General features: G+C 72.1%; 9 protein-coding genes and 1 pseudogene. 6 read left to right on the top strand and 4 right to left on the bottom strand.

All coding sequences use genetic code 11. The annotated features are described in order from the left end of the window. Positions 1-228: 228 nt before the first annotated feature. Complete coding sequence (locus ABZX96_RS33705) at positions 229-738, top strand: DinB family protein (protein WP_355551912.1); 510 nt, start codon at positions 229-231, stop codon at positions 736-738. 141 nt (positions 739-879) lie between these two features. Here the strand turns inward: ABZX96_RS33705 and ABZX96_RS33700 are convergent, their stop codons facing one another. After that, positions 880-1845, bottom strand: coding sequence for an NADP-dependent oxidoreductase (locus ABZX96_RS33700; RefSeq protein ID WP_355551909.1), 966 nt, complete (start codon positions 1843-1845; stop codon positions 880-882). 126 nt (positions 1846-1971) lie between these two features. Here ABZX96_RS33700 and ABZX96_RS33695 point away from each other — a divergent pair, with 126 nt between their 5' ends. Next, complete coding sequence (locus tag ABZX96_RS33695) at positions 1972-2955, top strand: helix-turn-helix domain-containing protein (protein WP_355551906.1); 984 nt, start codon at positions 1972-1974, stop codon at positions 2953-2955. Between the two features lie 733 nt (positions 2956-3688). Next, positions 3689-4534, top strand: a complete 846-nt coding sequence (locus ABZX96_RS33690; RefSeq protein WP_355551903.1) for a nitroreductase/quinone reductase family protein — start codon at positions 3689-3691, stop codon at positions 4532-4534. 407 nt (positions 4535-4941) lie between these two features. On the opposite strand, the gene ABZX96_RS33685 is transcribed toward ABZX96_RS33690, so the two are convergent. Then, entirely contained in the window at positions 4942-6468 is a 1527-nt protein-coding gene (locus ABZX96_RS33685) for an MFS transporter (RefSeq protein WP_355551900.1), read from the bottom strand. A 242-nt stretch (positions 6469-6710) separates the two neighbouring features. On the opposite strand from ABZX96_RS33685, the gene ABZX96_RS33680 reads away from it, so the two are divergent. After that, on the top strand, positions 6711-7676 hold the full coding sequence (locus ABZX96_RS33680; protein ID WP_355551897.1) for a LysR family transcriptional regulator: 966 nt from the start codon (positions 6711-6713) through the stop codon (positions 7674-7676). A gap of 216 nt (positions 7677-7892) precedes the next feature. Here ABZX96_RS33680 and ABZX96_RS33675 read toward each other — a convergent pair whose 3' ends face one another. After that, complete coding sequence (locus tag ABZX96_RS33675) at positions 7893-9188, bottom strand: hypothetical protein (protein ID WP_355551895.1); 1296 nt, start codon at positions 9186-9188, stop codon at positions 7893-7895. Between the two features lie 417 nt (positions 9189-9605). Between ABZX96_RS33675 and ABZX96_RS33670 the strand changes: the two genes are divergently transcribed. After that, positions 9606-9995, top strand: a complete 390-nt coding sequence (locus tag ABZX96_RS33670; protein WP_355551892.1) for a VOC family protein — start codon at positions 9606-9608, stop codon at positions 9993-9995. A gap of 143 nt (positions 9996-10138) precedes the next feature. On the opposite strand, the gene ABZX96_RS33665 is transcribed toward ABZX96_RS33670, so the two are convergent. Further along, positions 10139-10909 (bottom strand): hypothetical protein, encoded by a 771-nt coding sequence (locus tag ABZX96_RS33665; RefSeq protein WP_355551889.1) that lies wholly within the window; start codon positions 10907-10909, stop codon positions 10139-10141. 167 nt (positions 10910-11076) lie between these two features. Here ABZX96_RS33665 and ABZX96_RS33660 point away from each other — a divergent pair. After that, positions 11077-11406: pseudogene (locus tag ABZX96_RS33660) on the top strand (LysR family transcriptional regulator); the annotation flags it as partial. Positions 11407-11488 lie beyond the last annotated feature (82 nt).

The raw sequence follows: 11488 nt of genomic DNA, 5'->3' as shown, positions 1-11488 counted from the left end.
CGCTCGGCCTCCGATGCGCGTTCGGCACCGAACCGATCGGCTCGGCCCCATCCGCCCGCGAGCGAGCGCGTTCATCGCCGCCTACTGATCGGCTCGCCGGCTCCTGCGTCATCGCCCGCCACACCGAAGCCGGGCCACCCCGCCTCGACGCGGCGTTCGACCGTAAACAGCCACAGCCCAATCGACCGGCACCGTGAATGCCAACGCTGTCCCGAAAGGACACACGCCATGCACGACCCGACACGCATCACCAGCGGCTCCGAGCGTCAGCTGCTCGAATACCTCCTCGACCACGTTCGGGCCGAGCTGATCGACACGGTGCGCGGCTTATCCGAGACGGAGGCCCGCCGGCGTCTCGTCCCGTCCATGACGACGCCGATCGGGCTGGTCAAGCACGCCGCGTTCGCGGAAAGGAAGTGGTTCCAGCACATCCTGGGAGGTGTGCCGGAAGCCGAATGCGACGGTGCGATGGTGGGCGAGGACAGTTTCCTCGTCGGTGACGACGAGACGGTGGACGACGTGATCGCCGAATTCGAGCGCGCCGGCGACCGCGCACGCACGATCGCCGCGGACATCGAGCTCGACGCCGTCCGGGAGCACCCCGTCTTCGGCGCCGTCAGCCTGCGGTGGATCTACCTGCTCATGATCCAGGAATTAGCCCGCCACTCCGGCCACGGCGACATCCTGCGCGAGCAGACCGAGGCCACCCGCCGGATCGAGGCCACCCGCCGGGCTTGAAGCCAGGCCGTCCGGTCCCGCACCGGCGGCCGGGCCGGGGCGGGACACGCAGCGGACGGCCGGTGCGGCGTGGCCGGCCCTCGGCGACTTCGGTGACACGGCCGCGTCGTCAAAAGGTCACGCCGAAGGCCCATGACGGCGTCACGCCACCGACAGCACGATCTTCCCCGTCGTCCGTCCCGTCTCCCCCAAGGCGTGGGCCTTGGCCGCCTCCTCCAGCGGGAGGACGGCGTCCACCTCCGCCCTCAGTTGTCCGCTGTCGATCAGGGCGGATATCGCGCGCAGCCCGGCGTGGTCCGGTTCGACCATGACGAAGACGGCGCGCACTCCGGCCGATTCGGCTTCCGCCGCGGGGAAGGTCTCGTCCAGCGGCAGGATGGAGAGCAGCGTGCCGCCCGGGCGGAGGGTGCGCAGGGAGCGGGACCAGTAGGCGCCGCCGATGGCGTCGAGTACGACGTCCACGTCCCGCACCGCGTCCGCGAAGTCCTCACGGGTGTAGTCGATCAACTCGTCCGCGCCCAGGTCGCGCAGGAAGGCGTGCTTGGCCTCGCGGGCGGTGCCGATCACGTACGCGCCGCGGGACTTGGCGATCTGCACCGCCAGGTGGCCCACGCCCCCGGCGGCGGCGTGGATCAGCACCCGCTGACCGGGCCGGAGGTCGGCCGTGTCGACCAGCGCTTGCCAGGCGGTCAGGGCCGCCAGCGGGACGGCCGCCGCGTGGACGTGGTCGAGCCGGTCGGGGCGGGGGGCGAAGTGCCGGGCCGGGGCGGTGACGTACTCGGCGTAGGCGCCGGCGGGGTGCGGGAAGCGCGGCATGCCGAACACCGCGTCGCCCGGCTCGAAGAGCGCGACGCCGGGGCCGACGGCCTCCACGACGCCGGAGACGTCGAAGCCCAGGGTGAACGGCGGCCTGACCCCGACGGCGAACGCGCCCCGGGCCCGGGTCTTCCAGTCGGTCGGGTTGACGCCGGCCGCGTGGACGCGCACCAGGATCTCCGTCGGGCCGGGAACGGGGCGCGCCGTCTCGATGACCTTGAGGACGTCGGGGCCCCCGGGGCGGTCCTGGCTGATGGCGCGCATGGTGGGGGTGGGGGTGTGGTCGGGCATGGCGCACCTTTTCGGTAGGGGTATGCGGTGGTATGTGCCGTTCGTGGAGGCGGCACGTCCTCAGCCTGCCGGGCGGTCCGGACGGAGAGTGATGGCCTGATGGCCACGATCTGAAAGGATCGGGCCATGCAGCGCGCGCACCGTGTCGGAGTCCTCGCCCTCGACGGCGTCGTCCCCTTCGAGCTGGGCATTCCCGGCCGGATCCTGGGAGCGGCCCGTAACGCGGCCGGCGACCGGCTGTACGAGGTGGTGACCTGCACTCTGGACGGCGGGCCGGTGCGGACGGACGCCGACTACGCGCTGACCGTCACCCACGACGCGTCCGTGCTGGCCACCGTCGACACGGTGGTCGTGCCGCCCTCGCACCGGCTCGGTGCCATCCGCGAGGAGGGGCGGCTGCCGGACGCCCTGCGGGACGCGCTCGCCGCCGTCCGGCCCGGCACCCGGATGGTGGCCATCTGCAACGGTGCCTTCGTCCTCGGTGCCGCCGGGCTGCTCGACCACCGGCCCGCGACCACGCACTGGCGGGAGGCGGAGCGGCTGCGGCGGCTGTTCACCAGCGTCCGCGTCGATCCTGACGTGCTCTTCGTCGACGACGGGGACGTGCTGACCTCGGCCGGGGTGGCGGCGGGCGTGGACCTGTGCCTGCACCTGGTCCGGCGGGACCACGGCAGCGAGGTCGCCAACGAAGTGGCCCGTTCCTGCGTCGTCCCCCCGTGGCGTGACGGCGGCCAGGCGCAGTACGTCCGGCACCCGGTGCCCAAGCCCTCGGCGGGCGGCACCGCGGCCACCCGCGCCTGGGTGCTGGAACGGCTCGCCGAACCGGTGACGCTGGCCGACATGGCCGCCCACGCCCGGGTCAGCGTGCGCACGTTCACCCGGCGGTTCCGGGACGAGGTCGGCGCCAGCCCCGGCCAGTGGCTGGTGCGGCAACGCGTCGAGCGCGCGCGGTACTTGCTGGAGACCACGGACTGGCCGGTCGACCTCGTGGCCCACCGCGCCGGCTTCGGCACGGGCACGTCGCTGCGGCAGCATCTGCACGCCGTCGTCGGGGTGTCGCCGCAGGCGTATCGGCGGACGTTCCGGGCGGCGGGGGCGGTGACGGTGTGAGGGAGTGCGCTGAGGCTCTTTCTGATTGCCCGGGTGCTTCCTTTTCGCTGCTTGGTTGGGGGAACGGTGGCGGGGGGGACGGCGGATGGGCGGGGAATTCCGGGCCGGGCGACGTCGATCGCCGGGCGGCCGTCCGTCTCGTCGAAGTTCACTGTTGCCCGGACGCGTTGACGGCACTAAGGTTCGATGATGTGACTGCCGGGTCGGCCATGGGCCATACACGAGTAGGGCACCCGGCCTCCGCGTGAGCGCGAGGCGGGTCAGAGCCCCGCCCTTTTCTTTCTTCCGCGCCTTCGCGCGCTTTTCCGCCAGACGTTTCCGCTGCGCGGCTCACCTGCGTGACCGTGCGCCGATTGATCTACATCGGCGCTGGTCAGGGTGCCAGGCAGACGGTTTCCGCCGTCCCCTCCCCCACATCCGCGAGCCGTGCGCCGTGTGCCGTGTGAGCCTTTCCGCTCGGCACGCCGCTTCAGGCTTTTCCGGAAACGTCCTGCGCGCTTTCACCTTTCCCTCACCACGGTTTCCTTCTCCGTGCCTGCGCGCCTATGCGTCTCCGCGCCTTTCGTGTCGGGGTATTGCCGCGCACGGCACGGCGTCCCGTTCGTGGTGACTCCGTATCGCCGCCAAGCGTTCCTTTGGCATGCCCGAAAACTTCCCGGAACCCTTTCCCTCCCATTCCGCGAAGCGGTTCCCGGGCACCCCGACCCCAAGAATCCGGAGCAGAGAGAAAAGAATGCCGATCGATTTCAACCAGCAGGTCATCGAGGAGTTCCGCGCCAACAACGGGCGGGTCGGTGGGCCCTTCGAGGGGGGCCGGCTGCTCCTGCTGACCACCACCGGCGCGCGGACCGGCAACCGGCACACCACCCCCGTCGGGTACCTCCCGGACGGCGGGGGCCGCGTCCTCGTCATCGCCTCGGCCGGGGGCTCGCCGCAGCACCCGGCGTGGTTCCACAACCTGGTGGCCAACCCGCTCGTCACCGTCGAGGACGGGGTCTTCACGTACGAGGCGCGGGCCGTCGTCCTGGAGGGCGCGGAACGTGACGCCGCGTTCGCCCGCGCGGTCGAGGGCGATCCCGGCTGGGCCGACTACCAGGCCAAGACCGAGCGCGTCATCCCGGTGGTCGCCCTGGAGGCGGTCCCGGCCGGGCCGCCGAACGTGGCGGCGGCGTCGCCGGGTGCGGCCCTCAAGGTGATCCACGACGCGTTCCGCCGCGAACTCGCGCTGATCCGCAAGGAGATCACCGAGTCGGGCGCGGGCGGCCTGGGCGTCCAGCTTCGCGTGAACTGCCTGGCGGTGTGCCAGGGGCTGCATAATCACCACACCGGGGAGGACACGATGCTGTTCCCCTCCCTCGGTGAGCGCCATCCCGAATTGATACCGGTGCTGGACCGGTTGCGGGTGGAGCACGAGAAGGTCGCCGATCTCGTCGCCGAGTTGCATGCGCTGCTGTCGGCCGAGGACGTGTCTCCCGCGCGGTTGCTGGCGGAGGTGGAGCGGCTCACCGAGGAGCTGGAGGCGCATCTGGTGTACGAGGAGGAGCAGTTGATACCGCTGCTGGACGGTGCCTCGGCGTAGGACCGTCCGGCCATGGCGTCCGTCGTCACCGCGGCGGCGTAAGCCCGTTCCGTCATGACGTCCATCGTCACCGCGGCGGCGTAGGCCCGTCCGATCATGACGACCGTCGACACCGCGGTGCCGTGAGCCCGTCATCACCGCGGCAGCGTGAGCACGTCATCACGCCCGTCATCACCGCGGCGGCGTGTGGCGCGTCGCGTCGTCTGGCGGCGGCAACGGACGCGCAGGGCATGGCTCAGCGGTCCGCCCCTCGAACGGGGGTGGGGCGGACCGCCGGTGATCGCCCCCAGCCCGGCGATCGAAGCTCGGCCGGTCGGCGTCCTCGGTCTCTGCCCATGGCCCTCGACCCTCGGCCCTCGGCGTCACCGGCCCGGGCGGCCCGCGCCCTCGTCACCGTGCCCGGCGCGTCAGGAACCGGCCGGGGAGGCCGCCCCTGTGTCATGGGCCGCCATCGCCTCCGCCGTGGCCGAAACGGTCGTGGCCGAAACGGTCGTGGCCGAAACGGTCGTGGCCGTCCCCGTGCCATCCGGTCCCCTCCGCCCCCGCCGCAGCCCGAAGGCGCCGACGAGGGCGGCCAGCAGCACCGCGGCGAGCGGGACCAGGAAGCCGGCGTGGTAGCCGTCGAGCAGGTCCGCGGGGGCGCCGGAGCGGGTGGCGGCGATGTTGACGGCGGTGGCGGCGGAGAGTCCGAGGGCGGCGCCGAACTGGAAGGAGGTGTAGAACAGGCCGCCGGCCACGCCTTGTTCGTCCTCCGCGACGCCTTCGGTGGCCACGATGGTGAGTGGCCCGTACGACAGCGAGAAGGTCAGGCCCACGGCCAGCAGGGCGGGGAACATCACCAGGTAGGACCAGTCCGCGCCGATCGGTACGAAGACCGCGTACGCGAGCACGGCCAGCAGCAGGCCGCCGAGGATGACCCGGGCGTTGCCGAACCGCGCCACCAGCTTGGGGGTCACGGTGGGCGCGACCACCGCGTCGACGCCTATGGCGAGCAGCGCCAGGCTCGTCTGGAGGGTGGTCCACCCCCTCAGCTCCTGGAGGTAGAGCACCAGCAGGAACTGGAATCCGAAGAATCCGGCGGCGAACAGCAGCCCGGCGAGGTTGGCCCGGACGAGGGCTCCGTTACGCAGGAGGCCCAGGCGGACCAGTGGTGCGGCCGAGCGGCGTTCCACGGCGACGAAGACCGCGAGGAACGCCAGCCCGGCGGCGAGGGTGCCGAGCGTCCAGCCGACGGAGGTGTGCGCGGCGCGTTCGACGCCGAGGGCGAGCAGGACGATGGCGGCGGTGATGGTGGCCGCGCCGCCCAGATCGACGCGCTGTCCGGCGCGGTCGGGCCGCGGCGCCTTCGGCAGGAGCGCGAGCGCGGCCACCAGGACGACGGCGGCCAGGGCCACCGGGGCGAAGAACACCCACCGCCAGTCCACGGCCGTCAGCAGCCCGCCGGCGACCAGTCCGAGGGAGAAGCCGCCCGCGGCGGTGCCGGAGTAGACGAGCAGGGCCTTGGTGCGGCGGGGGCCCTCCTCGAAGCTCGTGGTGATGATCGACAGTCCCGCCGGGGTCATGAAGGCCGCCGCGACGCCGGCGACGAACCGGGCCGCGATCAGCGTCCACCCCTGCGTGGCGAATCCGCCCAGCCCGGAGAAGAGCAGGAAGACGGTGAGCCAGCCCACGAACATCCGGCGGCGCCCGAAGAGGTCGGCGGCCCGCCCGCCGAGCAGCATGAATCCCCCGTAGCCCAGGACGTACGCGCTCATGACCCAGGGCAGCGCGCCGGTGGACATGCGGAGGTCGGCGCGGATGGACGGCAGGGCCACGTTGAGCATCGCCACGTCGATGCCCTCCAGGAAGATCGCGCCGCAGAGGACGAACAGGATGCCCCAGTCGCGACCCCGCAGGACGGGCTCGGAACTCCTCGTTCTTTCGGCATTTCCCATGCCGGGAGCATTTCCCATGCCTGGAGCATTTCCCATGTCTGGAGCATTCCCCACACTTGGAGCATTCCCGGCATTATCGGCATTCATCGGCATTCCTCGCTCAGGGCTCAAGGGTTGCGGGAGGGTTCGGTCCCTTCACCCTCGGCCAGGGCACGCGAGGGAACAACGGCGAAGATCGCAACGTTCGTTCAGCCAGGCTTACCGATCCGGGGCCGGTGGGGGCCCGGATCGTGGCATCCGCCGTGGACGAAGGGCCCCTGGTGAACGACGAACTGGAATGCTTCCTGCTCCTCGCCGAAGAGCTGCACTTCGGCCGCACGGCGGACCGGATGCGGCTGTCCCGGGCCCGGGTGAGCCAGCTCGTCCAGCGGTTGGAACGCCGCGTCGGCGCCCCGCTGTTCGTCCGTACGAGTCGCCGGGTCGCCCTCACCGCCCTGGGCCGGCAGTTGCGCGACGACCTCGCGCCGCACCACCGCGCGGTCGGGGACGCGCTCGCGCGGGCCGCCGCGACCGCGCGCGGCGTCGGGAAGGTGCTGCACGTCGGGTTCTCCGATCCGCTGGCCGGTGAGATCGTGTTGCGGGCGACGGAGACGCTGCGGGCCGAGCACCCCGCGCTGAACGTGGAGTTCTGCGAGGTGCCGCTCGCGAACCCGTACGGGCAACTGCGCAAGGGCGAGTTCGACGTCCAGCTTGCGGCCTTCCCCGTGCGCGAGCCGGACCTCGCGGCCGGGCCCACGCTGCTCACCGAGGAACGCGTCCTGGCCATCGCGTCCGGTCACCCGCTGGCCGCGCGGGACAAGGTCTCGTTGGAGGACCTGGCCGACGTGCGGTTGCTGACGATGGCCGGCGAACTCCCGGACTACTGGCTGCGGCACCAGTCCCCCACCCACACACCCGGCGGCCGGCCGATCGGCCGCGGACCGGCCGTCACCACCACGCAGGAGGCGCTGGTCCTGGTCGCGGGCGGTCAGGGCGCCCTGCTGGTGCCGGCGCACCTGGCCACGTACCACGCCCGGCCCGGTGTCGCCTATGTGCCGTTCACGGACGCGGCCCCGTCGGCGTACGGACTGGTGTGGCGCAGGGGCGAGGAGGACGGGGCGGTCCGGTCGTTCGGCCGGGCGGTGTCGGAGGCCGCGAAGGCCCTCGCGGGCGGGGATCCCCGGCGGGCGCTGCCGGGGGCGGCTGCGGTCGGTGGTGGGGGCGGGTGAGGTGATGGGGGGCGGGTGCGGGGGCGCGGGTGTGGGGGCGCGGTGGTCGCGGACGGGGTCGGGGCGGCCGGTTGGCGTTCCCTGGCCCGGTACGTCGGCCGGCCGTCCGGCCCTGCACGTCAGTCGGCCGCCCGTCCGGTCCGTCGGCCAGCCACCCGTCCGGCCTGTCAACCGGCCGTCCGGCACGGCCCGTCAGTCGCCCGTCCGCCCGGCACATCAGTCGGACAGGCGCATCCCCGGTATTTCGGAGAGGACGAACCTGTACCAGGCGTCCCAGAAATCGGAGCGGCTGACTCCCAGGTATTTCCGGAAATGCTCCCGCTGCTTCACGGGGTCGGCGTATTCGGCGGCCACGAAGCCGAACGTGGCCTCCTCGCCGTACTTCCTGGCCATGTACTGGAACGTCAGCCGGGAGAATACGTAATTGGCGTGCCGTTCCTTGGCGTCCTTGTCGTAGAACGCCTCGACGTCGTCCTGCGGCCGGTACCAGGAGCCGAACGGGTGCCCCCGCAGCGACCACAGCGCGTCCCGCCGGGCCTTCTTCGGATCGGCGCGCGCTTCCATGTACCCGGCGAATCCCTCGCTCACCCACGCGTCCGGGTACACCGGCAGCGCGCCGCGCGCGGAATTGTACGGTGCCACCATCGCGTGGCCTATCTCGTGGCGGCTGATTTCCGCGACGCCCTCGCGCCAGGAGGGCGAGGTGAAGCGGCTCAGTGAGGAATCCATCACGATGCGGGAACCGCCGTACTGGACCTTGTCCTCGTATTTCGCCTGGTGCTTGGGCAGGGCCATATTGGCGCCAGCCTCCAGCGAATCGTGGTCGTCGGGGCCGCGGTAGAACTTCTCGTACACCTCGCGTTCCGGTTCCAGCACGATCACCGCGCCCTTGGACACCTGGGTCTGGTCCGCGCCACTGCGCTCCCAGGCCTGGACGTCCTCGTCGGCGGCGCGCGAGATGTACGGCGCGAAGCGCTCGGTGTCCTCCTGGTGCTTCCTGTCCGCGACGATCAGGACGCGGCCCTGCCGCACCACGGTCATGTCCTCGTAGACGTCCCACGGGGCCGGGTAGAAGGTGCCGGGCAGGCCCTGGAAGGGCTCGGTCGCCCCCTCGAAACCGGTGATGTACTGCTCGTGCGAGGGCTTCTGGGCGAAGGTGAAGGTGTACTGCTCGTAGACGGGGGCGACGTCGATGCCCTCGATCTGGTGGACGAAGGCGACGGGCATGCCGCCCTGTCCCCCGGCGGCGAGGTCCTCGAACCTGGCCTGCTTGAAGGGGACCTTCACCAGGTTGCGGTACAGCTTTTGAGCCCGGTCCTTGGCCTGTTCACCCTCGAACGGCCGGAGGAATTCCGCTTCGTCCTTGTCCTTGAGCCCCTTCGCCAAGGTGTCGTAGACCTTGTCCCGGGACCAGTCGTACGCCTCGGCGGGGGTCGTGTCGTGCGACGTGAGGATATTCCTGCCGAATATCACCCCGACTCCGGCGACCAGGACCAGGCATATCCCCAGCACGGCGAAGCCGATGATTTTCCCGGTCTTCCGCCGGGGCGGCGACGGCCCCACCGGCGGCGCGTAGGCCGGTCCTTGGTGCGGCTGCCGATGCGCGAATCCGCCCGTGTATGGCGCGTTTTGATGGGGTGGCGGTTGCGGTGGCGGATAGGGCGGTCGATACTGCGGTGGATATGGCTGCTCCGCCGGCTGTTGCGGCATTTGAACCCCCTTTTGGACAACCTGGGGAGCCTATCCCAGGCGCCGCATACGACGCCCGTCACCGCCCTCTCCGCATCCGTTCGCCATCCGGGAAGACGGCGGAGCGCAACACCTGCCGACCGGATTTCCGCCCCCCTTCTCCGGACGCCTCCTGGCATTCGGTGTCTTCGACCCGTCGGTGAACCGGGGCCCCTCGCCCCGCCGTACCCAAGGAGCGCGATGCCCTCCCGAGCCGGAAAGCCCCGCCTGGCCCTTTCCACCGTCGTCCTCGACGCGCCCGACGCCCCCGCGTTGGCGGATTTCTACCGTCGGCTGCTCGGCTGGGAGACCGAACGAGCCGAGTCCGACTGGGTCAAGCTGGCGCCGCCCGGCGGTGGCCCGGGGCTCGCGTTCCAGACCGAGCCTGATTACGTGCGGCCCGCCTGGCCCGCGCGTCCCGGGGAGCAGCGGATGATGGCGCACCTGGACATCGAGGTCGACGACCTGGAGGCGGCCGGGGCGCACGCCCGGGCCGCCGGGGCGGTGCCGGCGCAGTACCAGCCCCAGGAAGACACCCGGGTGTACTTCGATCCCGCCGGGCATCCGTTCTGCTTGTGGGTGCGCGGGTAGGTGCGCAGGTAGGGGTGGCTGGTTGGTGCCGTCGCTGTCCGGGTGGCCGGTGTCCCCGTGCCCGGCGCACACGTGGGCGGGCCGCCCGGGCGTGTGTGCCGCGGGGCGGGCGAATCGGCAGCCGGAGGGCCGGACACCGCCCTTTACCGCGCCGCCGCGTGCGCTGCCGCCGCGTCGGCCAGGGCGTGCAGCAGCGGGTGCGGCTGGTGGCCGTCGCCCGCGAGTTCGGGCTGGAAGAGGGTGGCGAGGAAGAAGGGGTGGCCGGGCAGTTCCGCGATCCGGGGCTGTCCCTCGTCGTCGGTTCCGGTGAAGTGGAGCCCCGCCGCGCGCAGGGCGCCCAGCCGGGAGGGCTCGGCTCCGTAGTTGCAGTGGTACCGCTCCATGCTGTGGTCGGCGCCGACGGCCCGCCGCGCGAGCGAGTCGGGCGCGAGGTGCACCCGGCCCTCGTGCCCGACGAGGGAGCAGGCGAGCGGGGCGATCAGCGGGTCCTTCGCGGTGGGGTCGTTCTCGGCGTGCGCGGCGTCGGTCAAGCCGCAGACGTTCCGGGCGAATTCGAGCAGCGTGTGCTGGAAGCCGCCGCAGGTGCCGAGGAAGGGGGTGCCGCGTTCCCGGGCGGTCCGGACGGCGGCCACCGCGCCGGCCTCGCTGGCGTACGGGCTGCCGGGCAACAGCCAGATCGCGTCGAAACCGTCGAGCGCGCCCTCGGCCGCGGCGTCGGTGGTCGGTATCCAGTAGGCGTCCAGGACCGGCCCGCCGCGTTCGGCGATGACGTCGAGGAGGCCCGGCACGCGGACGTGCGAGGTGACGTTCGGAGAACGGTCACCGACGAGCGCGAGGCGGGCGGCAGCGGGACGGATGGCAGTCGGGGTGGCGGCAGCGGTGGCAGTCGGGGTGGCGGTTTCGGTGCGGTTCATGTCGTCGTCCTCGGACGGGTGGCGGATTCGGTGCGGTTCACGCCGTCATCCTCGGACGGGTGGCGGTCTCGGTGCGGTTCACGCCGTCATCCTCGGACGGGTGGCAGCATCACGTCCAACGATGGTTCGCGGTCGGTCCATCAGTGATGCTGATGGACACTGAGGGCATGGATCCCCACCTCCTGCGCACGTTCGCCACCGTCGCCCGGCTCGGTTCCTTCTCCGCCGCCGCCCGCGAACTGGGCTTCACGCAGTCGGCGGTCTCGCAGCACATCGCGGCGCTGGAAAGCGACCTGCGGACCGCCGTGCTGACCCGCCGCCCGGTCGCGCCGACGCCGGCCGGCGCCCGGCTGCTGGAACACGTCGGCCCGCTGCTGCTGCGGCTGGACGCGGCGCGCGCGGACGTGGCGCGGCTGGCCGCCGGGACGCCGGCCCGGGAGCTGACCGTGGCGGTGACCGCGCTCGCGCTCACCCCGCGGGTCGCCGCCGCGCTGCCCGGGCGGGGGACCCCCGTCCCGAAGTAGCCCCGCGCGCGGGTGGGGGGGGCGGTGGCGGACGGCGTGGTGGTTGTGGGGGATG

The organism is Streptomyces sp. NPDC003077, assembly GCF_040611095.1.
GTDB lineage: Bacteria > Actinomycetota > Actinomycetes > Streptomycetales > Streptomycetaceae > Streptomyces.
Note: the sequence above shows the minus strand (reverse complement) of the source record. Positions and strands in the feature narration are given on the sequence as shown.

Bases quoted from the DNA above. Each gene is read 5' to 3' on its own strand.
- ABZX96_RS33705 (WP_355551912.1), top strand. From the start codon at position 229: ATGCACGACCCGACACGCATCACCAGCGGCTCCGAGCGTCAGCTGCTC.
- ABZX96_RS33700 (WP_355551909.1), bottom strand. From the start codon at position 1,845: ATGCCCGACCACACCCCCACCCCCACCATGCGCGCCATCAGCCAGGAC.
- ABZX96_RS33695 (WP_355551906.1), top strand. From the start codon at position 1,972: ATGCAGCGCGCGCACCGTGTCGGAGTCCTCGCCCTCGACGGCGTCGTC.
- ABZX96_RS33690 (WP_355551903.1), top strand. From the start codon at position 3,689: ATGCCGATCGATTTCAACCAGCAGGTCATCGAGGAGTTCCGCGCCAAC.
- ABZX96_RS33685 (WP_355551900.1), bottom strand. From the start codon at position 6,468: ATGGGAAATGCCGAAAGAACGAGGAGTTCCGAGCCCGTCCTGCGGGGT.
- ABZX96_RS33670 (WP_355551892.1), top strand. From the start codon at position 9,606: ATGCCCTCCCGAGCCGGAAAGCCCCGCCTGGCCCTTTCCACCGTCGTC.
- ABZX96_RS33665 (WP_355551889.1), bottom strand. From the start codon at position 10,909: ATGAACCGCACCGAAACCGCCACCCCGACTGCCACCGCTGCCGCCACC.